Here is a 24,045-nt window from a genome sequence, read left to right on the forward strand (position 1 = left end):
TATCGCGGAAGGAGTGACATTTTGAGCGATTTCTGTTCCTAGGAATAGGGCCATCATAGTTCGACAAAGACGACCGAGCGGTCGGCGGTTTCCAAGAGCGTGTCAGCAACAGTGCCGTAGGAAAGGTCAGTGCCTGCCCGCCTGTTGACCCCCAAAATGATCAGATTAAAGCGGCCTCTTCGAGCATGCTTAAGTATGGCCAACTCCGGTGATGCTTGCTGCGACGTGACCTTCTCCAATGGCAGACCGTAGAACTCTGCAATTTGGTCAAGTTGCTCGAACGCCGATTGCTGGACACCACTCGTGTCGCTCACTCTCGACAGAGACGCTGCCTGTGCAGGATCGTTGAAATACACTGCAGCGATCGATCCGCCGGTAGCCTTTGCGATGACAAATGCAAACTCTGCTGCGTTCAGCGAACGCTCTGTCCCGCTGACAGGTACAAGTATACGCAGTTGGGTATCCGCTTCTGGAAGATGTCCTCGAGCCGAAACAATCGCCGTCGTCCCGCCGAATGCATCCACCATCGTTGTGTGCCGACCACCGTACCCACCGCCCTCGGCAGTGCTCGGCTCAACGCCCACGAACATCATGTCATGGCCTTTGTCCGCAGTCTCCGACAGGATGTCGTCCAGTTCCCCGTCCTTTGCTCGGATCGTAACATGGACCTCACCATCAGCCGAAGCTTGCTTGACGTCGTCCATTTGCAGGGCCGCATCAGCAGTGCTCTGCACGCGCTCGCCGACCTCTTTCGCGCGACTGTCCGGCATACGTCCCGCCAATTCGTCAGTTCGACCATCGCCGGGTTCGTCCAAGACATCCAGAACGGTAATTGGCATCTTGCGCACGGCAGCGAAATGTCCAGCGATGCGGGCAGCAAGATCGCTGCTGGCTGAATGGTCGACCGCAAGCAGGATACGCTCGAAATTGGACAGGAAGCTTTTTTCCTCGAAGGATTCAAGCCGCAGGCGATCCTCCTCATCTTCCCGCATCGGTAACCGCGCCAATGCCCACCGCAAGGTGGGTGGCATAGCCATCGTCGTTACGACTGCCATAGCAACAATCACGGAAAACAGACGTTCGTCGAGCACGCCGACCGATAGCCCTATGGAAGCTACAATAACTTCAGTTGATCCCCGGGCATTCATTCCGCACCCAAGCGCGATAGCTTCTGGATTGGAGAACCCACCCATTTTAGCACCGACAAAGGCACCACCGAATTTTCCAAGACTGGCGATCAGGATCAGTCCTACCGCCAGAAGCAATATAGATGGGTCAGCCAAGAGGCCGAGATCAGTATTCAGACCCGTCAGACCAAAGAAGACCGGCATGAACAGCGCGGTCGTCAATCCACGTAGCTGTCCTTCGATCTGGCGTGTCAGGATTGGGGATTGACCGACGAGAATGCCCGCGACAAACGCGCCCAAGACAGTGTGAACACCGATCAAATTGGTGATTATCGCCATGCCACCCATAATGGCGATAATCGCACTCAACACTGGCAGGTCACTCTTGAAGGTATCGTTGACCCATCGAATGATCTCAAAAACGATGCGCCGTCCGATCGTGAAGCTGAAGGCCATGAACGCGATCGTGCCAATGACGCTCTTTGCGAGGATTGCAACATCAACAACGCCACTCGTGGCCAGGCTGAAGGTCACAGCGATGATAACCCAGCCGATCGTGTCATCGATAATAGCAGAAGCGACAATCAACTGACCGACATTACGGCGCATGAAGTCCATCTCCCGCACCACAGACGCCACAATCTTCACCGAAGAGATCGACAGTGCGGTTCCAAGAAAGAGCGACGTGACCAATCGCGCGTCGGGATCAGGCAACAGACTTGCGGGGATGACCTCCCCCAAAGCAAAACCGAGTGCAAAAGGCACCACGATCCCAGAGAGCGAAACTCCAGCCGCCGCACGACGCAGCCGCAACGCCAGACCAAGGTCCGTTTCCATACCTGCGAGCAGAAGCAAGAACAAAATACCGAGTTGAGCAACGGCGTCTGCCATCGCCTTTTGCGCCTCGCCATCCGGGAACAGCGTCGACTGGGCTTCGGGAAACACAAGGCCAAATACTGAAGGACCTAGCAAGACACCGCCGATGATCTGGCCCATGATAGACGGCTGCCCAATGCGCACCATAGCCTCGCCGAGCAATCTCCCGACGACCACAAGTACAATGATCTGGATTAGAAATAAGGCCTCTGAGGGGCCGGGGGATTTTCCATCGGCGGCAAAGGCGGCGCCGCACGTCACTAACATCCCGACTGTCGGCAAGGCCCAAAGGCTAAGCCGGACAGAGTTCACTCTGATTTTCATCGATGGAGGCCCCGTACATTTCTGGCGATAAAACGGGCAAGCCATGCCAATGTTCCGTAGAGAAGACTGAAGGCGCCTACGACCTTATTCGATCCGGCTATCCAAGCAGCCCCAAAGTTGTCTCCAATGGCTCTGACGTAATAGACACCCCATCCGTTTTCGTCAGCTTTCCCGCAGCCTGTTCGCAAACAGAACGGGCAAGCGATGCTGCTTAGCGACTTCTTGTACTGCCTACCTATTCGCTCAGAAACCTTGCACCCCGTAAAGATGCTTCCTCGAGGGCTCGAATGATAGGTTGTGCTAAATGGTCGGCACAAAGCCGGACATGATCGTGTCCAGCGACATCGTAGCAAGCGGCTCCAGTCCCGAATATCTAGAACACGAGCGAGTGTCTGGATCGAGGGTCGACATGTGTAGCCAAGCACGAGTCTAGCTTATCCTGCAACAACATCTTCGAAGCGGACAAATACCCAGACTGAGCAACAGAGCTAGATTTGAAGGTAAGCAACGCGATTTCGCGCAAGGCGATCCGTGAAAACAATGGCTGCCAAAGGATTCTGGCAACGCGGCCGACGGTCTGATCGAATTCGTCAGAGGCGATGAGCAGGCCGTCCACAGCACTTCAAGCGTCCAAATCCACCTGGACAGATTTTAGAACAACGTCTCATCATCTGGCCATCGCGGCCCGACACCGATGCCTGTAGAAAGCCATGCTTCGCTGACCTCGAGAGAAGCGGCGATCGGCTCAAGGTACTCGCAGCCCGGCTCGCTTCGATCATTCTCCCAAGCGCTCCAAACGTCGCTTTCCACCCCAACCATCTTCGCAGCATTATCGATAGAGAGCGTAGATGCATCTCGCGCCAATGAGATGCGTCCCCCGAGCGTGTCAGTTTCGGCGAGCGCTCTATGATTGGTTTCTAGTGCCATCCCTGCCCCCGAAAATGATCCGGCCTCCTCGAATATCTTACGAGAAGGCCGGATTGCATCAGCTCTGTTCCCCAACCCAGGCCTTCACCTGATCTGGATGGTCCTTGATGTATTTTTCGATAGCTGCGTCGTAAGACGTCTCTTGGGCTGTGAACATCGCCGCTTCCAGGTCGTTAAGCGGCACCTTCATGCGCGAAAGAAAGTCGGCAGCCTTGGGGTTTTCTTGCCTGAATTTCTTCGATGCAAGGATATCGACATGCTCGGCCTGACCCAAGGATTCTTTCGGATCAGTAAGATAGCGGAGCTTGTACTTTCCAAACATCCAGTGCGGGCTCCAGGACGTAGCGACGAACCACTTTTCACCTCGCATCGCGCGGTCAACTGTCGTTAGCATGCCCGCTTCGCTGGAGATTTGCAGCTTGTACTGGTCGAGCGCATAATCCTTGACCGCCTGTTGCGAAAGGCGGGTCAAACCAGCACCCGGATCGATGCCCTGTATCGTGCCAGACAACTTCTTCTGAACCTCAGGCTTCTTCAGGTCCTCGATCGAAGAAATCTCTGCTTCAGGAATATAGGCAGGCACGACCCAACCGAGCTTCGCGCCGTCATAGACCGTGCCGAGCGTCTCTACCTTGTCTTTCACCTTTGCGAAGTAATCCGCGTGAGTTGCCGGCAACCACGCCATCATCATTGCATCGATATCGCCTCGGCTGACGCCTTGGTAAAGCGGCGCGACATCCGTCTGAACGAGTTCCACATCCTGGCCGAGCTTCTCCTTGATCAGCTTGGCGGCGAGTTTGGTGACGAACTCAGCGTCGGACCACGGGGCAAAGCCAAGCTTCACAGTTTTCGCATCTTCAGCCATCGTTGGCGTTGCTGAGCCAAAAAGCACAGCGGCAGCAAAGCCAATGGCGCCACCAAGTGCAGCCCGGCGGGTCGAGGAAAGTGTCTTGAACATATGTTCTCCTTTTGGGAGGTTTGAATTTGCGGATTCAGCATCCGCATCGTTGGGCGGCGCGGTGCTCAGACAGTTGCCGGAGACAAGTGTTTGCGCTCGCTCTTTCTGTTGAAAAGCCCCGACCAAAAGGCAGCTTGAGGCTTTCCAAGGCTTTGTGTCAGGCGATCGAGGATCACCGCGAGAATCACGACAGCAAGACCGCCCTCAAAACCGGTGCCCACGTCCAGGCGCTGTATGCCGGTGAGAACCGTGTTCCCAATACCGCCTGCGCCAATCATGGATGCAATGACAACCATGGAAAGCGACAGCATGATCGTCTGGTTGATGCCCGCCATAATGGAGGGCATGGCGTTCGGCAGTTGGACCTTGAAGAGCAACTGCGAGGGCGTGCAGCCAAATGCGTTTCCAGCTTCTATGAACTCTACATGCACCTGGCGAATGCCTAGATTGGTGAGGCGGACCACCGGCGGCATGGCGAATATGACAGTTGCGATAGCGCCGGGTACTGCACCAAGTCCGAAAAACATCGCCGCAGGAATAAGATAGACGAATGCAGGCATGGTTTGCATCAGGTCTAGGACCGGTCGGATGATCGCAGCAACCGAATCCTTCCGCGCCATGGCGATCCCAAGCGGAAGACCGATGATCATAGCCATCAGCGTTGAAGCTATGACGAGTGATAGAGTCTCCATCATCGCGGTCCAAAGACCCATGTGGTCGACGAGCCAGAGCGCAAGTCCAGCCAAGACACCAAAAACTGCGCCGACCCGCCAAAATGACAGGATGACGAAGATGAGAATGCCCACTGGCATGGGAATGGCAGTGAGCGTGTCCTGGATGTTACTGGTCACGAACCCGATCAGAGTGGCGACGAAATCCAAGAGGGGTGAAAAATTGTCCAGAATGTAATTGACGACGGCATCGACGCCGTCCCCTATATCGAAATTCATAGTCAGACTCCGGTTGTTGGCCGGTTGGGGGAAATGCTGAAATCAGCTCGCGCGGTCGAGCGTTTCAAGCAGTGTCGATTTACTGATAGAGCCGAGGTAGCGCCTGGAGTTGTCGACAACGGGAACTGGCCATGGGCTCGCCGCTACGCGTCCCAGTACGTTCGACAATGGCTCGTCAGCCGGGATCGGTTCGATCTCGGATAGAAACGCCGCTCTATAGGGATCCGAATGTCCAGAACGCATATTCTCGACGAGCGTGGTTTGGCTGACAACGCCATGATAGGTTTTGTCGCGCCCCAGAATGATCGCATATTCGCGATCGAATGTCTTCATTCGCTCGAGTGCTGCGGCAGCGGTTACACCTTGTCGCTCGATGATCGTCACCTGTGTTTTTCGAGCGACGTCGCCAGCTTTGAAGACGTGACTCACGTCAACGTTCCTAAAGAAGGAGCGGACGTAGTCGTTTGCCGGGTTCATGACGATTTCGTCCGGCGTGCCGACCTGAACGACATCGCCGTTCTGCATGATGCATATCCGGTCACCGATGCGCATGGCTTCGTCGAGATCGTGACTGACAAAAACGATGGTTCGGCTGTGTTCGGCCTGAAGGCGGACCAGCTCATCCTGCATTTCCGTACGGATTAGAGGATCGAGAGCGGAAAATGCTTCGTCCATGAGCAGAATTGTGGGTTCACTGGCAAGTGCGCGAGCCAAGCCGACGCGCTGCTTCATTCCACCTGACAGCTGATCGGGCATGCTGTCTGCGTAACCGGCGAGACCAACAGCCTCCAGCGCCAGAAGCGCCTTTGCTTTACGTTCGTCTTCCCCCATACCGGCAACCTCAAGCCCGAAAGCGGCATTGTTGATAACGGTGCGGTTGGGCAGAAGAGCAAAGGACTGGAATACCATGCTGATATCGCGCCTACGCACCTCTATTAGGTCGCGGCGGGACATCTTCGTGATATCCTGGCCGTCGATCTTGATTGAACCCGCTGTGGGCTCGATCAGTCGGTTGAGCAGGCGTAGGAGGGTGGATTTGCCCGAGCCTGAGAGGCCCATGATGACGAAAATTTCGCCGGCTTGAATGTCAAAGCTTGCCTTGTTGACTCCGACCGAGCATCCGGTTGAAGAATGGATTTCAGATTTCGTCTTCCCGGCGCGAACCATATCCAGCGCCTTGTCGGTATCCTCACCGAAGATCTTGTAGACGTTATTGAGACTGATTTTGGTCGTAACCGGCGGAGCCAGTGCGTCATTTTCAGTTTGAGAATTCATATATTTTATTCAGCCCAGCATAGAGCAGGGGCGCTCTCCTTCTTACCGCAATTGCACCTGACACCCTCAGCGCTTAAGACGCGGGATATCGACAGGATAAAAGCTCGTTTGCGACATCACCGATAGCGCAAGCTTCAAAAACGCGGATCCAAATTCGTGATGACGACTTCGCACACGCACGATTTGGTCCGATAAAGACGCGGGATAGTGAGCATCAAACTCACTGATAGGCGCTACATAAGATAATTTTTTTCCAATGTCCATAAAAAAACCCTAAATATTTTTCGCGAAGTGAGTTTTCGCGAGCGTTTGAGAGGTCCTTTGGCAGAAGCACCAGTCTCGTCAGACTGACAAAAAACCTCTTGATAGCAACCAACGGGTCGCGAGATTTGAGGACTAACGCGGGAAGTGGGAATACGTCTATTTACGACATCGCACCACAGAATGAAGGAAGCGGAAAATGACTTAGAGTGGCATTGGCCCAACTGGCACTGCTTGGACGAAGCTGGGTAATGACGCTTACGGCTTTTCTATAAATACCAGATGTCACCAAAGGTCATATCCACACACGAGGCCTTATAGGTTCTTGTACAAGCTCGGGGAACGGGCAATGTATTTCCGTGGGTGGACCTTTTCTGAGCCCCCTCTAGACGTGACATTGCGTCACGCGACACTATGGGGGCTTGGGCTCATTTGACATGAGCTTAAGATGCTCGCCATCGACTCTGTGAAACTGCAGTGCCCGCCCGGAACATGGGGCCGCGTTGCAAAGTTCGAGGGTTTCCATGATGGAGTTACCATGACCTTCCTCGGCCTAGAAGCGGACATGCTGGCGCGGATACAGTTCGCGTTCACCGTATCCTTCCATTTTCTCTTTCCTGCCTTCTCGATAGGCACGGCGAGCTACTTGGCCGTTCTCAACGCGTTATGGCTGTGGAAGCGTGACGAAGCCTACCTGAAGCTCTTCGAGTACTGGAAGACCATCTTCGCAGTCACCTTCGCGATGGGTGTCGTGTCCGGAATCGTGATGAGCTATCAGTTCGGGACGAATTGGTCCGCGTTTTCAGACAAGGCCGGACCGGTCATCGGACCGCTGATGGGTTACGAGGTCTTGACGGCGTTTTTCCTTGAAGCGGGCTTCCTCGGTATCGCGCTTTTCGGTCGCAAGCGCGTCGGGGACTCAGCACATATGGTGTCCGTCGCCATGGTCGCTTTAGGCACGCTGATCTCCGCTACGTGGATCACGTCAGCCAACAGTTGGATGCACACGCCCGCAGGTTTTAGCATCGATTCTAACGGCGTCTTTGTGCCCGAAAACTGGTGGAATATTATCTTCAACCCCTCCTTCCCCTACAGAATGACCCATACCGTGCTGGCGGCCTTCCTAACCACCGCTTTCGCCGTAGGCGCGGTCGGCGCTTGGCACCTGCTGAAGGACAATACGAACCGCCAGGCTCGCATCATGTTCTCGATGGCGATGTGGATGGCGGCAATCGTCACACCCGTTCAGATTTTCGTTGGTGACCTCCACGGTCTGAATACACTCGAACACCAGCCCGCGAAGATCGCAGCAATGGAAGGACATTACGAGACACATAAGGAAGGTGCCCCTCTCGTCCTTTTCGGCATACCGGACGACGAGGCAGAGACCACCCGCTATGCAATCGAGATTCCGAAGCTCGGCTCGCTGATCCTGACCCACGAACTTAACGGCGAGATCAAAGGCCTGAAGGAATGGCCCCGCGATCAGCGCCCTCCTGCACTCATGCCATTCATAACCTTCCGCGTCATGGTCGGCCTCGGCTTCCTTATGCTCGGCGTTGGGCTGTGGTCGCTCTGGGCTCGATGGAAGGGTAGGCTGTATAGCACGCCGTGGCTCCATCGCATCGCTGTGCCCATGGGAGGTTCTGGTTTTATAGCCGTGCTTGCTGGCTGGTACACGACCGAGGTCGGTCGCCAGCCTTGGACGGTCTATGCACATCTGCGAACTGTCGACAGTCTGTCACCGGTTTCCGCACCCGCGGTCGGGACCTCCCTGCTCATTTTCATCGGCGTCTATTTCGTGGTCTTCGGCGTCGGGGTCTACTACCTGCTGAAGCTTATGCGGCGGCCACCGACCCCGCTCGATATGGATCAGGAGCTCGACGCCGGCCCAATCCGAACCGCTGGTATTGTGCCCGGCGTAACGCAGGACCATCAGCCTGGAGGCCGCCATGGACATTGATCTTTCCTTTGTATGGGCGGGGATCATTGCCTTCGCCGTGCTTGCCTATGTTGTGCTGGACGGTTTCGACCTCGGGATCGGGATCGTCTTCCCATTCTTCCGAAAGCGTCGCGACCGCGACGTCATGACGAATTCGATCGCTCCGGTCTGGGACGGCAATGAGACATGGTTGGTGCTGGGTGGTGGTGGCCTCATGGCCGTGTTCCCGCTCGCCTACGCCATCATCATGCCAGCACTCTATATGCCGATCATATTGATGCTGGTCAGCCTTATCTTCAGAGGAGTCGCATTCGAGTTTCGTTGGCGAACTCACGACGAATCCCATCTTTGGGATTTCGGCTTCTGGATAGGATCCTCGATCGCGGCCCTCATGCAGGGCATCTCCCTTGGCGCCTTGGTACAGGGCATCGCAGTTGATGGCAGGCAGTATGCGGGCGGCTGGTGGGACTGGCTGACGCCCTTTTCGATCCTGACAGGCGTCGCCGTTCTCACAGGCTACGCGCTGCTTGGCGTAACGTGGCTCAACCTGAAAACCTCCGGCGATATCCAGGCACGCTCGGCACTGCTCGCGCGTCCTCTGAGCGTCGCGCTCTTGGCGCTGATCGGGATCGTTTCTCTCTGGACACCGTTCATCAATCGGATTTACTTCGAACGGTGGTTTGGCTGGCCAACCGCGTTCTTCTCGTCATTAGTACCGCTGCTGCTAACTGGTTGCGCTTTCTTGCTCTGGAACGGCCTTAACAGTGGGAAGCACCTGCAACCGTTCTTGGCAGCGCTCGGCGTCTTCGTGTTGAGCTTCGCCGGACTTGGGATCAGTTTTTATCCCTATATTATCCCCGGCGTCCTCACGATCAGGGAGGCCGCGGCTCCGGAGAGTTCACTGATGTTTCTCCTCGTGGGCGCCGTGGTACTCCTCCCCATGATTCTCGCCTACACGGCTTATGCGTACTGGGTCTTTCGCGGCAAAATCGACCCGGAGGAAGGATATCATTGATGAGCGATGGCCTTCGAAAGACAATGTGGTTCATTGTCCTGTGGCTGGCCGGCGTCGGGACGCTCGCCGCAATAGCAATTTTGATCCGCTGGTTTCTGAAATAGCTCAAGACGGGAAAGAACGACCGCAGGAAAGTCGTCAGTTTGCAACGATCCGCGAACGGATCCGAAGGAACTTCAAGCGTCATCATGGGTTGAAATTCACGATGTAAAACGAGGATTTGCCAATGAAGATGGAAGAGCTTTCTAAAAAGCTCAGCAAGATCGACTTCTGCATGTTCAACACGCACGATCCAGCTGGGCACATTAACAGCCGACCGATGAGCAACAACGGCGATGTGGAATATGACGGTGACTCATGGTTCTTCTCCTATGAAGATACCAAGAAGGTCCAAGAGATCGAGCAAGACGCGTCGGTCACTCTGACTTTTACCGCTCCACCAAGCATGCTCGGCAAGCCCGGAATTTTCATATCTGTGAACGGTGAGGCGAGGCTGATTCGAGACAAGGCACAATTCGAAGCTCACTGGTCGCGCGATCTAGACAGATGGTTTCCGCAGGGCGCCGATACGCCACGAATCGTTCTGATCAAGGTATCGGCCGGCACCATCGAATTCTGGGATGGCGAGGAAAACGGAACAATCGAGCGAGCAAGCAGTGCCGCCATGAGAGGTGCAGTGTGAGTAGCGAGCAGACCGATCACGAGAAGATTTGGAAAGAGTTTTCCGACGCCGTCAATATGACACCATCCGCGTTGGAGAAGTGGCTAACGACTGACGAAAGCAAGGAAGCTGGCTGGTCCGGAGACGGCAAGAGCGAAACCGTTGGTCATAAGTCTGGTCGTCGTATCGTGGAAATCAAGCACAAATCAAAATCGGAACTCACGAATGACGACTTTGCCCACATGAAGAAGGTGATCGGCTATGTTCACCGTCACGTGGCCCAAGGCGGACCCAAAGAAGATGTGGAGAATTCCACCTGGCGGCACTCGCTCATGAACTGGGGCCATGATCCACTCAAAGATTGATGTCATTGGGGTGCGGAGGAGCCTGCTGTTTTGGCAGCAGGCTCCGTGTCCAAATGTGCGTTCAAATCAGTGTGCGTTACCGAGCTTTCTGATTGCTTCCACGTCCTTCGCCGTTAGCTCAGACGCTTCGTTCGTCCAGGCGTCACGCAGGAATGTCGCGAGCTCCGGCGAATGAAACTACGCCCTCGTTGGTATGGCACGCAGGGCGACCGCTGGCGCGTATCAGATGCACGACCTGCCGCAGGTTTGAAATCCGATCTGACTGCATAGCGTCAGGCAAACTACACTCCCTGCCCGGAAAATACCGAAAGACTACTGGTTACCAAGCTCGACGCGATCGAACCCGTTTCTCAACCCATAACCCGCAGATTACGTGGGCCTTCAGACGGGGCGGCACAGAAATCGTGTGCCATAACCCTAATTTATATATCTTATCAGTGTTAGCCTTGGTTCAGTTTTACGACTGCAGCTGCGTTTGTGGTCAGCCGGTATTCCGCCATTTTTTCGGGCGTGAGATAGTAGAGCTGATTGGGGGGAGTCTCCAGCGCATGGATCCACAAGCCAGCGCCAATACCCATTTCGTCGAGATGTCGCGCGACCCGTGCGGTGACGGCCTGAGCACTGGACATAGCTTGGTCTGGTGAAACAGGCTCGATGCCGCCATTGAAAACCTGATGCACGCCTATCACGGCGTCTTTTTCGGCTGTTCGCGTCACACCACCAGCAAAAACGATTGGGCAGGATGAGGCACAAAGCGCCCTCTCGTCGATCTTCGTACCGATTGCCTTTTGCCGGATCAGCTTGGACATCGCGATTGCATCATCGACCGAACCTCCCGGCGAGTTCAACGCGACGAATTTGATGTATTCGCCTCGGGCCTCAATCTCGTGGGCGAAACGTTCGGCTGCGCCCGGATCGATTGTTCCCTCGGCATAGAGCACTCCGCCCGAAATCAAATTGAACGTCATTGGTTTACGAAGAACCGCCTCAGGGCTTGAGGGTTTAACCGGTGGAGCTCCGGGGGCATCTGGCGCAATCTTCGGCGGTAAAAAGGTGGGCACGTCCGGGACTGTTTCCACGCCTGGTCGGGCTGCTTCGACTTCGCTGATCTCTCTTATGTCAATTACCAAAAAGGTCGCCGCCGCTGCGAGCAGCAGATAGAAGGCGCCGCGCATCAGCACCCCATCGTTGATGTTCGTCATGGCCTTTAGCGCAGTTGCCGGCTTCATGCCGTGGGGCCTTTGCGCGGTGCTTTGTTAAGGCCGAGACTCGTGATGTTATTGACCTCGGCGTCGTCTTTGTCATCTCCGGCCTTGGCGAGAGCGTCTTCGATATCCTGCTCCTCTCTGGCTGACATGCCTTCTCCGGCGATCGCCTTTTGCATGGCGAGCGCCTGCATCAGCTCTGCCACTGTGATCCTCTCAGCAAGCGGCATCGTTTCCTCTTGCCTGCGGATCGCGCCGTTCACGACAGCAAGGATGAAAACCATGACCCCTGGCAACAGATCGATGGAAATAGCACCGGCCCATGCAGGAATGAAGTCGGACGCATAGCGCAGAACGGCTTCCGCCGATGAAAGCGGCACGAACCTCCGCTCCGCCACGGGTGAACGCGATAGAATTTCATCTGCGGCATCGGACAGCACCTTTGATTGTGCTGCAACGGAAGTGCGGATCGTTTCCATCACCCGATCTTGGCGCGATATGAGATCCTGTTCGCCACCATCCGGGATTGGAGCTATGAAGCCGAGCGACAGATCATCTGCCGCGCGGCGGATCGAGGGAGCGATAGAGGTTTGCTGGAGCGAGGTGATTACGCCGGTTAGAGCCACGGCTTCCGACGAAAACTTATCTGCCCGGGGTTCGACAATACCGGGTGCCGAGACGAGACCACGCATGGTCTCAAGGCGCTTCTGTCCTTCGTTGAACAAGCTGGTGACCTGCTCGCGCGACGCATTGATGCCGTTTTCCAACTCGTTTAGTTGCGAAGACATCTGCGACAAAAGCGAGACAACGCTACCGGAACCTGTCGTGCCCGTCAGCGCCCCGGACTGTTGCTCGGAGGACGCCAGCTGGGCGAAACGCTCCTTTGCGCGTTGAATGTCCGGCAGCAGGCTTTGTGCAGCCAGCGCGTTTTGGTGTGCCTGCTCCAGATCCGACGTGTAATCCTCGACCGTCTCTGCCAGATGCTGTTCGAGAGCTGCCGATCCTGCGAGCGCAGCAGCATTCAACCAGCTCGACATCGCCAGGATCATGACGCAGCCAACGGCCATCACCGCCAGCATTGCGGTGCGGCTGGAACGGCTGGTGACGTGCGGATAAAATCGCGCCATGTATGTCCAAAACGCGTAGATTCCGACAGAAACTGAAGCGGAGTAGATGATGGCCGCGAAAAAGATCGCTGTTGGCGAGCCGTCGAGAATACTACGTACACCGAGATATGTGTAGACGCCGGAAGCGAGAGCAAGAACAGCAAGGGCAAAACGTGTCATCGTTTCGACCGCTGCCAGGCTTTCCTGCAAGCGATGCGATGCGCCAAGCGCCATAAATTTTTCTCCGGAAGAGGACTGTATTCCTTAACACGACCTTAAATGTCGGCGAATTCAAGGCTACTGCAACCGCAGCATCAACGACACATCGTATCCGATTGACGGTGGGCGCACATCATGGTGCAAGTTTTATAGTTTGATACCAATACGCTCAGCTTTTGTCTTCGCTAGCGCCTGCAGGACTAAGCTGAATGACATTACTGGCATGTTATTGAGGACGGACCTGCCCGCAGAGAGAGTATCCGTCTCGTCAAGACGCTTCCTGTCTTAAAGCGCCTAGAAGGCTGAGCCCTATAAGCACGTATTGTACTGGCAACGGAACAAGTTGCGGTGAACTTTGTTCGCGCTGACGGTCGAATTGCCAATGAAAGAAATGCCGATGGACGTGAGCGCGACGAAACGCCGGGAAAAAAGGGCCGCTGCCCCCACAATAGAGCTTGAAGCAGGCAGAGTTTTGAAGGCACCGCCCGCTTTCATAGCGACCAGGCTTGCAGAATGGCTCGGCAGATCGGACAAGCCGATATGTTATATTGCAAGGAATGAGGAAGAGGCAGACGGCATCGCGCAGACGATTAGCGCGCTCTTTCCGGCGATAGATCACGTCGTCCTCCCGCCTTGGGACTGCCCGCCGTATGATCGTGCGCCGCCCTCGCGACATTCCATGGGACGACGAATGGACGCGTTGAGGCTCTGGACAAATGAGACATCCGCCCAACGATTGCTTCTGACATCTTTGGAGGCATTGCTTCAACGTGTTCCGCCATTACACGTGATCGCGCAAGCGCACTTTGAGCTGGCAGTTGGAAAGACGTTGGATCGCGACGCGTTCATCGATTTTGCCGTGCGTCATGGATATTCCGAAGAAGGCGTTGCGGACGATCCCGGAGAATTCGCTCTTCATGAGGACGTGATCGATGTTTATCCTGCTGGCGCGCCTGGTCCACTGCGAATTGTGCTTGGCGAGAATAACGAAGTGCTGGAGTTGCACGGCTTTGACCGCATATCTCAACGGACAGAAAGTTCTTTGGAGAACGTGTCGATCGGCCCTGCATCGGAAGTTGTTTGGGCCACCGAGAATTGCGAAGATACTCGCCTGTCGGCTCGCAACATCGAGCATTTGCTGCTGAGCCACTACGATGTCATGGCAAGTGTGTTCGATCTCATTGGCGACGCAGACCTGATCCTGGGCCAAGGCATGCATACGAGGATCGAACGGTGTTTGGAGATAATTGCAGACGCTTATCAGGGCAGTGCAGACCTCGACGAAACTAACACCTCGCCGCGGCGCTCGCTCTACCTCAGTCGCGAAGAATGGGATCAGGAGGTAGACCGTTTCAAAACACAGACCTTGGACCTCGAAGGAGGCAGCGGCCTGCCGGTACGGACATATGAGGCTAACTATGGAAGGTTGGCTACAAAATTTGCGCGGGAGGCATTGCAGCAGGAGAAGAAAGTTCTGGTTGCTGGCGAAGGAAAGAGCGCAGAAACTTTTTATCGGCGATTGGAGAATGCCGCAAAATTCAAGACCGATTCTTTCGTTCAATGGAGCGATTTGTTGGAAGCCAAGCCGGGTAGCCTGCTTAAAAGCAGCTGTTTGCTACAAGAGGGATTTTGCGATCAATCGCTTAACATCGTCGTCATTGCAGCGCCCGGCGGATCGTCTGCCGAAAATCCCAACGATTTGCTATCGGAGCCCGAGCTTCGGATCGGCGACGTTGTCGTTCATGAAGACCACGGCATTGGGGTCCTTAAGGAGCTAGAGACCATCATCGTCGAGGATGTACCACGCGACGCCGCTCGACTGGAGTATCGCGATGGTGATTCAATCCTCGTGCCCATGCAGGAGTTCGACAAGCTCTGGCGTTACGGTTCCGAGCCCGACGCCGTGTCACTCGATCGCCTTCATACCGAGGCTTGGAGCAAAAGACGCCAGAAGATCGCCGAGGATATCGCTTTCACTGCGCGCCATCTCTCGAAGGTTGCAAAAGAGAGGCGGGAATTAGAAGCGGAAAAGTTCGTCCCTCCACGTGCGCAATTCACGGCCTTCACCCGTCGCTTCCGCTTTGTCGAAACCCGCGATCAAGCCAGCGCAATCCGTGACGTCCTTTCTGATTTCGGGTCAGGACGCGTCACGAACCGTCTTGTTTGCGGAGACGTCGGCTTCGGAAAAACAGAGGTGGCTTTACGAGCAGCGGCCGCTGTGGCTCTCTGCGGTGCGCAGGTTGTCGTTATCGCTCCCACCACTGTGCTGGCACGCCAGCATTTTCACACGTTCGAGCAACGCTTTAGGGGTACGGGCATTTCGGTCGGCATGCTGTCGCGCCTTCTTAAGCCTGCTGAAGCCAAGCAAACGAAAGCGGCTCTGGCGGGAGGGAAGCTGGGCGTGATCGTGGCGACACAGGCGATCTTTGCGAAGGATGTACGATTTGCAAAGCTTGGTTTGTTGATTGTGGACGAAGAGCATCGCTTCGGCCTGAGGGAAAAGAGAGCCATGACGAAGCTCGCGCCTTCGCTTCACACCCTGATGATGTCGGCAACACCAATTCCGCGCACTCTGCAGTCGGCAATGGTCGGCGTTCAGGAGGTCAGCCTTCTCACAACAGCGCCATCGAAACGGCGAGCGGTGCGAACCTCTATCACTGCGGTAGATAATGCCTCAATTAGAGCGGGACTGATGAGGGAACACCGCCGCGGCGGGCAAAGTTTTGTCGTCGTGCCTCGTATCGAGGACATAGATGCGATCCAACGACTACTTGAGACGGCTGTTCCGGAGCTGTCGGTCAAAGTAGCACACGGAAAGATGCCTGCAGCGCTAATAGATGAGACCGTTGTCAGCTTTGCAGCAGGTGACGGGGACATACTACTCGCGACGAATATTATTGAAAACGGGCTCGATATACCACGAGCCAACACGATGTTCATATTTAACCCGGAGCGTTTCGGACTTGCACAACTCCATCAACTGCGTGGCCGCGTTGGTCGTTCAGGTGCGCAAGGCCACGTCACTCTTTTGACGGATGAGCATGCGGAGTTGGACGACGATACGTCCTCCAGACTTACCGCCCTTATTGAAGGTGACCGGCTTGGGTCCGGCTTGGCGATCAGCCTGCGCGATCTTGATCTGCGTGGCGGCGGCGACATGGCCGGCGATGATCAAGCCGGTCATATGCGGGTGCTCGGTGTCGGATTTTACCAGAAGCTCTTGGCCGCTGCGGTCGCAGACCTCACCAAGCGCCCTCCCCCTTTTCTTCAACGAACGGTTCTACAACTCGACGCGTCAGGAACAATACCGGAAGCATATGTGGCGGATCCGGCGACGAGGCTTAATCTTTATGCAAAGCTTTCTCGAGCGTCTGATCTGAGCGCAGTAGATGATCTTGAAGCGGAGTTCGAAGATCGCTTCGGTGAACCACCGCCACAGGTCTTGCTTCTTCTACGCACGACTCGGCTTCAGCTTACCGCAGCACGGCTGGGCTTCTCCAGGCTTGAAGCTGGCCCGAAGGCACTGGCCTTGAACGTCACTGCAAAAGCGCCAGCCAAGGCAATCGCGCTTTTGGTGAAAGAGTTCGCCGGTCGCCGCACCGAGGACCGAATTATCTTCGAGATTGCTAGTCACAATAGTGATGAACGATTGAAGTATTTCGAGGATTTTCTCTCGCAAGCGGGAAAAGCTCTACGCCAACGGCTCGAAAATCGAACACGATTTTCCAGAAAGCACGTTGCGTAGTTTAAAGAAGATGGAGCACCCTTTGTGCATCTCTTAAAACGCACAAAGGATGCTCCAGCAGAAACGAAAAGGCGATCAGTCTCCTCCCAAGCCGCTTTATATCTCGGGCGCAGAACTGAAGTATCCACACCAGACAACGCGGTATGATCGAAGACCTGCGATTTTTTAGCTTCAAGCGCCTGCCAGGCAATCGATGGTGATCGTAGTGATACCGCTCACAAACTTCCCAGTGCGTTTTTGTTCAGGAGCTTTGCCACCCAGTCCACGAATACGCGAACCTTGTTGGTGACGTGGCGCGTTTGTGGATAGACGATGTAGATCGGCATGGCTTCGCTTTTCCATTCCGGCAACACGCGAACCAGCTGCCCCTGCCTCATTTCCTCTCGGATCGCGAATGGCACCAATTGTCCAATTCCCATTCCGGCAAAAACGGCATGCTGATAAGTGCGCGCATCATTCGCCGAGACAATGTAGCGCGGATTGATTTCGACTGAACGGATACCATTGTCGAAGGCCATGCTCATGACTTGGCCCGCATTGGCATTCAGATATCCAACACAGTGATGGTCGACCTCAAGATCTTCTGGCGCCTGGGGCATGCCGAAGCGTTCGATATAAGCAGGCGAAGCGACCGTGAGGAAACTGAGTTCGGAAACCTTCCTGGCAATAAGCGACTGATCGCGCAGTGTTCCCACGCGCAAGGCACAATCAACATTTTCGGCTATGTAGTCCACAAGGCGGTCTCCGACCCCGATATCGAGCCTGATTTGCGGGAAGCGCTGATGGAAATCACACAGGTTGGGAATAATGATCTCATCTGCAAACATTCCAGACATTTCAACACGCAGGCGACCCGAAGGTTGTACGTTGGCGTTTGAGACACTGCCATCCAGTTCATCGATCTCCGCCAATATCTGAGTGGCTCTCTCATAGTAGAGAGCGCCGTCAGTCGTCACCATCACGCGCCGCGTCGTGCGGTTCAGCAAGGTAGTGCGCAGATGTGCTTCAAGCCCTTGGACCATATTCGTCACGGTGGTCTTCGGAATATTGAGAGCGTTGGCTGCCTTGGTGAAGTTTCCCGTCTCCACCACCCTTGCAAATACGCGCATCGCCGCCAACTGATCCATGTCATCCCCCACAGATTATCCACGAATTTGGAATAGTGTTTTCGATTTTGCGCGCTTGCGCGACTTACACCGAACAATATATCAATATTCGAAATCACTACAAGAGAGGAAGCGATCTCCTCTGAAGGATGAAAGATGGACAGCCGATGGCACACGATCGAGATGAGCTGCACAGCGAGCCCGCCTGTCTCCGTGCGCGTGTACAGTGCTGAGGGGAAAGTTCGTACGCCTCCGTTGGTCCTTTATCTAAGGGGCGGCTCTTTCCTTGAAGATAAGGCCGAGCCAGCGGAACTGCCTGTTGCAAAAGCGCTGGCCAGTAGCGGTGCCGTCGTTATCGAGGCGGACTATAGCACTGGCTCGTCCAATGAGTTCCCCGCGGTGATCGATCGTGCTTTTGTAGCGCTTAATTGCTTAAGCAACAGCCGAAAGCAGTATGGCAGCGCCAAATCTCTGCTGTTCGTTGCGGGCGAAGAAGCAGGTGGCAATGTTGCTGCAGGGTTGGCGCTAAAGGCGCGGGATCGTATGCCGGGAAAACTCGCTGGGCAAATCCTTCTGTCGCCGATGATCGATCCGCTTATGGCATCGATATCGATGAGAGATGCAGACAGGATCGGCATGCGGCAACGCTGGGCAGAAGGCTGGAGCAGATATTTGGGCAAAGCCTGTGGGGCGGCGCATCCCTACGCGGCACCATGTCTGTGTACGAGGCTGGGCCGTGTGGCTCCAGCCATGATTTTTACCGCAGAAGATGATCCTCTGCGTGACGAGACTATCAATTATGCCAGTCGGCTGCGGGATGCAGGAATAGTTGTCAGGCTGCATGTTTTCCCCTCAGGTTCCGGCTGGACGGGGCTTTATCGATGTGAAGGTGGCAAATGGCTTTCGGCGGTTTGCGATGAATTTTCGGGGTTTGTTCAAGACCTCAAGCATTAGCATTAAAGACAATCACTGATCAGCTTCCTTATGAAGCCAAGGAGTATCCCATGACGCTCAAGAACAAGCGCCGCGCCCTTACGGGTGCCGGTATCGGCCTTGCTATGTCTGTTGCAGCAGCGGCATTGCTATTCGATCTTCCTGTGAGCACCGGCGCGGTGGCCGCAGCACCAGAGGCGCCCGCGCCTGCAATCCCTGTCACTGTTGCGGTGGTGAAAGACCGCGACATCACCCACTGGGAGCAGTTTTCCGGTCGGCTGGAAGCTGTCGAGCGAGTTCAGATCCGCTCCCGTGTTGCGGGCCAGCTTCAAGCGGTCCACTTCCGGGAGGGCGCGCTGGTAAAGACGGGCGACCTGCTCTTTACTATCGATCCGGCACCCTATCAGGCAGCAGTCGCGGGAGCAGAAGCACAAGTAGCCTCAGCGGAAGCAAAAGTTGATCTCGCCAAAACCGAACTCGAGCGTGGCCAACGCCTATCCGACAATCGCACCATTTCGCAGAGCGACCTCGACCAGCGTCAGAGCAATGTTGCAGAAGCAGAGGCGCAACTGCGGGCGGCCCGCGCAGCCCTGACAACCGCGCAGCTCGATCTGAGCTACACGCAACTTCGCGCGCCGATTTCGGGACGCGTTGGCAAGCTTGATATCACTGTGGGTAATCTGGTTGCCGCCGGGTCTGCCTCTCCCGCGCTTACCACGCTCGTGTCGGTAGATCCTATCTATGCGAGCTTCAATGCAAGCGAAGAGGTCGTTTCCAAAGCCTTGTCGCAACTTCCGACATCGCACGGCGCAGTCCAGCCGCTTGAGCAGATCCCGGTAGAGGTTGGAACGCTTGCCGATGAGGGTACGCCGATCAAAGGCACGCTCCACCTGATCGACAACCAGGTCGATGGCGCCAGCGGAACGATCGGAGTGCGTGCGGTCTTCGCCAATACTGACGGGCACCTCATCCCTGGCCAGTTTGTACGTGTTCGCCTCGGCGAGCCGAAATCGGAGCGACGTATCGTCATCACAGACCGCGCCATTGGCACCGATCAGGACAAGAAGTTCGTGTTCGTCGTCGATAGCCAAAACAAGGTGGGCTACCGGCAGATCAAGCCTGGTCCCTCGGACGAGGGCATGCGGGTCGTTGAGAGCGGTCTTGCCGCAGGTGACCGGATCGTCGTCAACGGTCTGCAGCGCATACGGCCGGGTGCCATCGTCGCTCCGCAGGCCGAAGACAAGGTCGCCGTCGCGCAATAGTCGATCCGGCGGATCGTCCCGGTCCGCCTAGAGCCAGTAACAACAGAAAGACCTTCGACTGGTGGCGAAACGTCACCGGAAAGATCTTTTGCATCCAATTTTCACCAGGAGAGGGCAAACCCATGAACATCTCCAGATTTTTTGTCGACCGTCCAGTCTTTGCTGGGGTCCTATCGGTCCTCATCGTTATCGCCGGCCTCATTGGCATGCGCGCGCTGCCTATTTCTGAATATCCGGAAGTCGTACCACCATCCATCGTCGTCCGCGCCACTTATCCGGGTGCGAACCCAAAGGTCATTGCAGAGACTGTGGCAACGCCATTAGAGGAGCAGATCAACGGCGTCGAGGACATGCTGTACATGTCCAGCCAGGCGACTTCGGATGGCGTCATGACACTGACTGTCACCTTCAAGCTGGGAACGGATCCGGACAAGGCGCAGCAATTGGTACAAAACCGCGTCTCGCAAGCCGAGCCGCGCCTGCCCGCGGAAGTAAGAAGCCTTGGCGTCTCCACGGTCAAAAGCTCGCCTGACCTGATGATGGTCGTGCATCTCGTGTCCCCGGGCAACCGCTATGACCTCACCTATCTGCGCAACTATGCCGTTCTCAACATCAAGGACAGGCTGGCCCGCATCGAGGGTGTCGGACAAGTCCAGATCTTCGGCGCGGGGGATTACTCCATGCGAGTCTGGATCGATCCTCAGAGGGCCGCCGAGCATGATCTTGCGGCGAGCGATATCAGCAACGCGATCCGCGAACAGAATGTTCAGGCGGCGGCTGGCACGATTGGTGCTTCTCCAAGCCCGAACGGCGTCGATCTGCAGCTGAATGTCAACGCTCAGGGCCGCCTTTCCACTCCGGAAGAATTCGGCAATATTATCGTCAAGAGCGGCACGAACGGTGAAATCACCCGTCTGCGTGACGTCGCGCGTGTCGAACTCGGTGCCGCAGATTATGCTCTGCGTTCGCTGCTTGACGGCGAATCCGCCGTGGCGATCCCGGTCTTCCAGGCCCCCGGCTCCAACGCCATCACCATTTCCGACCAGGTCGCTTCAACCATGCAGGATCTGCAAAAGGCTATGCCTGACGGTGTAAAATATGAAATCGTCTACGACACCACGCAGTTTGTCCGCGCTTCCATTGACAAGGTTATCGACACTCTGCTCGAGGCCATCGCGCTCGTCGTCATCGTCGTCATTCTCTTTCTGCAGACATGGCGTGCCTCGATTATCCCGCTGATTGCCGTTCCGGTATCGATCATCGGCACCTTCGCGGTCATGTATGTCTTCGGCTTTTCAATCAATGCGCTCAGCCTGTTTGGGCTTGTTCTTGCGATCGGCATCGTCGTGGATGACGCTATTGTCGTCGTGGAGAATGTCGAGCGAAACATTGAAAACGGCCTGTCGCCACGCGATGCCACCTATCGCGCCATGAGGGAGGTGTCCGGTCCGATCATAGCGATCGCGCTGGTACTTGTGGCGGTTTTCGTCCCGCTTGCCTTCATCTCGGGCCTTTCGGGACAGTTCTACCGTCAGTTCGCGCTTACCATCGCGATTTCTACGGTCATCTCAGCCATCAATTCCTTGACTTTATCCCCTGCGCTCGCTGCTCTTCTGCTGAAGGATCACCATGCGCCGAAGGATTGGTTGACCCGTGGCATGGACAAGCTGTTCGGTGGCTTCTTCCGTGGCTTTAACCGCGCTTTTGGCGCAGCGTCCAACGGCTACGGTAAAAGCGTCGGTGGCTTGCTCAACCGCAAAAGCATTGTAATGGTCGTCTATCTGGCTCTCGCCGGTGCTACATATGGCATGTTCAGTGCAGTACCCGGCGGCTTCGTCCCCGCGCAGGACAAACAGTACTTGATCGGTTTTGCCCAGTTGCCGGATGCCGCAAGTCTGGACCGCACGGAAGACGTCATCAAACGTATGAGTGACATCGCCATGCAGCAGCCAGGCGTGGAGCATGCTATTGCATTCCCTGGCCTGTCCATCAACGGCTTCACGAACAGCTCAAACGCGGGTGTCGTCTTCGTTGCATTGAGCCCGTTTGAGCAACGCAAGACAGCGGACCTCTCCGGCGGCGCCATTGCCATGGCGCTCAACCAGAAATTCGGCGCTATCCAGGACGCGTTCATCGCAATGTTCCCGCCACCGCCCGTCAACGGACTCGGCACTACCGGCGGCTTCAAGATGCAGATCGAGGACCGTGCGGGCTTTGGCTACCAGACGCTTGACGAGGTCACGAAGGCCTTTCTCGGGAAAGCCTATCAGACACCCGAACTGGCCGGCTTGTTCTCCAGCTTCCAGATCAACGTGCCCCAGCTCTATGCAGATCTCGATCGCGCCAAGGCCGAGCAGTTGGGTGTCTCAGTGACGGACGTTTTCGAGACGCTTCAGATTTATCTAGGCTCTCTTTACGTAAATGACTTCAACGCATTTGGTCGCACCTACAGCGTTCGCCTACAAGCAGATGCCCAATTTCGCTCGCAACCGGAAGATATCGGTCATTTGAAGGTCCGGTCATCTAACGGTCAGATGATCCCCTTGTCCGCACTGCTAAAGGTGGATGCCACGACGGGACCAGAGCGGACGACACGGTATAATGGCTTTCTTTCGGCCGACATCAATGGCGGCCCGGCCCCTGGCTTCTCCTCCGGCGAAGCCCAGGCCGCCATCGAACGCATCGCAAGCGAAACGCTGCCCTCGGGCATCTCCTTCGAGTGGACGGATCTGACCTACCAGCAGATTTTGGCCGGAAGCTCAGGCTTTCTCGTTTTTCCACTGGCGTTGCTGCTGGTCTATCTCGTACTGGCTGCGCAGTATGAAAGCCTCACTCTGCCGCTCGCGATTATCATGATCGTGCCAATGGGCGTGCTTGCGGCCATGACAGGTGTCTGGTTGACGGGCGGAGACAACAACATCTTCACCCAGATCGGGCTCATCGTCCTCGTCGGGCTCTCGGCAAAGAATGCCATCCTGATCGTTGAATTTGCGCGGGAGTTGGAGTTCGAAGGACGCTCACCTGTCGCTTCCGCAATCGAGGCAAGCCGACTTCGCCTCCGTCCCATCCTGATGACATCGCTCGCCTTCATCATGGGCGTAGTACCCTTGGTCATTTCCACTGGCGCAGGGGCGGAAATGCGCGCGGCCATGGGCGTTGCGGTATTTTCCGGCATGATCGGCGTCACATTCTTCGGCATCTTCATGACGCCTGTCTTCTACGTCCTCGTCCGCAGACTTTCGGGCAACCGACCGCTGGTCCAGCATAAGGAAGAGCCTGCCAACACAGACTATAAGATGAGCGAAGCCGTCTGAAATTACGGCTTGTCAAACAAATCCCCGGAAAGATGCGATCATTCCGGGGATTTTTACTAAATTCCGGTCACATGATAACGGTCTGGCAACAAGACTTCCCGGCGCTCGTGACAACTGCACGCGCCGCGAACATTCAGACAAAGTGCCCGGCCAGTAGCGCTTTCCAAGCAGGATATCTTCGTAGTTCGCCACCTGCCATTCAGTTGACACACTGAAGGGATTGAGAGGCAGAGCACCGAGCGTCTTGAGGCCTCCAAGCGTTGTCGATGCAGGGTTTTCGCTCGAGGGCGTCGACAGGGTTTGCCGGCCTGCCCGGCGTGATCGAGCACCGAACCGGAAAGGTATGATTCAGATCAGTACTGCGCGAAGTCAACATCGATTTTGCCGGCGAGATGGCCGAGCGTTTTGGAACGCCTACCATCATTGAAAGCGATGCCCATTCGGCCTGGCGTCACCATCCCCGGCGCCGACTTA

The 24,045-nt window shown here is 55.8% G+C and carries 15 protein-coding genes and 1 pseudogene; 9 read left to right on the forward strand and 7 right to left on the reverse strand.

Annotated features, from left to right (window positions below; all coding sequences use genetic code 11):
- Positions 1–53 precede the first annotated feature (53 nt).
- The 4 genes from ACQZ5M_RS13515 to proV all read right to left on the reverse strand — a co-directional run bounded on the left by ACQZ5M_RS13515 (position 54) and on the right by proV (position 6,437).
- Positions 54–2,372, reverse strand: a complete 2,319-nt coding sequence (locus ACQZ5M_RS13515; RefSeq protein WP_449079994.1) for a cation:proton antiporter domain-containing protein — start codon at positions 2,370–2,372, stop codon at positions 54–56.
- Positions 2,373–3,312: 940 nt separating this feature from the next.
- The gene (locus ACQZ5M_RS13520) at positions 3,313–4,212 is read right to left on the reverse strand and encodes a glycine betaine ABC transporter substrate-binding protein (protein WP_296081649.1); all 900 of its coding nucleotides are present in this window, start codon (positions 4,210–4,212) and stop codon (positions 3,313–3,315) included.
- Between the two features lie 65 nt (positions 4,213–4,277).
- Complete coding sequence (locus ACQZ5M_RS13525; protein ID WP_449079995.1) at positions 4,278–5,162, reverse strand: ABC transporter permease; 885 nt, start codon at positions 5,160–5,162, stop codon at positions 4,278–4,280.
- Between the two features lie 42 nt (positions 5,163–5,204).
- A complete protein-coding gene (proV, locus tag ACQZ5M_RS13530; RefSeq protein WP_296038672.1) occupies positions 5,205–6,437 on the reverse strand; it encodes a glycine betaine/L-proline ABC transporter ATP-binding protein ProV in 1,233 nt (410 codons plus the stop codon).
- Between the two features lie 799 nt (positions 6,438–7,236).
- Between proV and ACQZ5M_RS13535 the strand changes: the two genes are divergently transcribed.
- From ACQZ5M_RS13535 to ACQZ5M_RS13550, 4 genes are all read left to right on the forward strand, one after another.
- Complete coding sequence (locus ACQZ5M_RS13535) at positions 7,237–8,661, forward strand: cytochrome ubiquinol oxidase subunit I (protein ID WP_449080140.1); 1,425 nt, start codon at positions 7,237–7,239, stop codon at positions 8,659–8,661.
- Positions 8,651–9,655 carry a cytochrome d ubiquinol oxidase subunit II gene (gene cydB / locus ACQZ5M_RS13540; RefSeq protein WP_296038671.1) on the forward strand — a complete coding sequence of 335 codons (1,005 nt, stop codon included), beginning with the start codon at positions 8,651–8,653 and terminating at the stop codon, positions 9,653–9,655. Before ACQZ5M_RS13535 ends, cydB begins: the two co-directional genes overlap by 11 nt.
- Positions 9,656–9,881: 226 nt before the next feature.
- Entirely contained in the window at positions 9,882–10,337 is a 456-nt protein-coding gene (locus ACQZ5M_RS13545; protein ID WP_449079996.1) for a pyridoxamine 5'-phosphate oxidase family protein, read from the forward strand.
- A complete protein-coding gene (locus tag ACQZ5M_RS13550; protein WP_296038667.1) occupies positions 10,334–10,681 on the forward strand; it encodes a DUF3140 domain-containing protein in 348 nt (115 codons plus the stop codon). The genes ACQZ5M_RS13545 and ACQZ5M_RS13550 overlap by 4 nt, the downstream gene beginning before the upstream one ends.
- A 440-nt stretch (positions 10,682–11,121) precedes the next feature.
- On the opposite strand, the gene ACQZ5M_RS13555 is transcribed toward ACQZ5M_RS13550, so the two are convergent.
- Positions 11,122–11,910, reverse strand: coding sequence for a COG3904 family protein (locus ACQZ5M_RS13555; RefSeq protein WP_296038665.1), 789 nt, complete (start codon positions 11,908–11,910; stop codon positions 11,122–11,124).
- The gene (locus ACQZ5M_RS13560; RefSeq protein ID WP_296081626.1) at positions 11,907–13,226 is read right to left on the reverse strand and encodes a hypothetical protein; all 1,320 of its coding nucleotides are present in this window, start codon (positions 13,224–13,226) and stop codon (positions 11,907–11,909) included. Before ACQZ5M_RS13560 ends, ACQZ5M_RS13555 begins: the two co-directional genes overlap by 4 nt.
- A gap of 457 nt (positions 13,227–13,683) precedes the next feature.
- Between ACQZ5M_RS13560 and ACQZ5M_RS13565 the strand changes: the two genes are divergently transcribed.
- Positions 13,684–16,956, forward strand: a complete 3,273-nt coding sequence (locus ACQZ5M_RS13565; protein ID WP_449080141.1) for a DEAD/DEAH box helicase — start codon at positions 13,684–13,686, stop codon at positions 16,954–16,956.
- Between the two features lie 215 nt (positions 16,957–17,171).
- On the opposite strand, the gene ACQZ5M_RS13570 is transcribed toward ACQZ5M_RS13565, so the two are convergent.
- Entirely contained in the window at positions 17,172–18,083 is a 912-nt protein-coding gene (locus tag ACQZ5M_RS13570) for a LysR family transcriptional regulator (protein ID WP_296038660.1), read from the reverse strand.
- Positions 18,084–18,218: 135 nt separating this feature from the next.
- On the opposite strand from ACQZ5M_RS13570, the gene ACQZ5M_RS13575 reads away from it, so the two are divergent.
- The 4 genes and pseudogenes from ACQZ5M_RS13575 to ACQZ5M_RS13590 all read left to right on the forward strand — a co-directional run.
- The gene (locus ACQZ5M_RS13575) at positions 18,219–19,016 is read left to right on the forward strand and encodes an alpha/beta hydrolase fold domain-containing protein (RefSeq protein ID WP_296038659.1); all 798 of its coding nucleotides are present in this window, start codon (positions 18,219–18,221) and stop codon (positions 19,014–19,016) included.
- 50 nt (positions 19,017–19,066) lie between these two features.
- Positions 19,067–20,257: an efflux RND transporter periplasmic adaptor subunit gene (locus tag ACQZ5M_RS13580; RefSeq protein WP_296038658.1), complete on the forward strand. Its 1,191-nt coding sequence runs from the start codon at positions 19,067–19,069 to the stop codon at positions 20,255–20,257.
- A gap of 122 nt (positions 20,258–20,379) precedes the next feature.
- Positions 20,380–23,571 (forward strand): efflux RND transporter permease subunit, encoded by a 3,192-nt coding sequence (locus tag ACQZ5M_RS13585; protein WP_449079998.1) that lies wholly within the window; start codon positions 20,380–20,382, stop codon positions 23,569–23,571.
- A 259-nt stretch (positions 23,572–23,830) separates the two neighbouring features.
- Positions 23,831–24,029 (forward strand): annotated as a pseudogene (locus tag ACQZ5M_RS13590) (ROK family transcriptional regulator); the annotation flags it as partial.
- Positions 24,030–24,045 lie beyond the last annotated feature (16 nt).

The sequence above is a fragment of the Rhizobium sp. 22-785-1 genome, assembly GCF_053521965.1.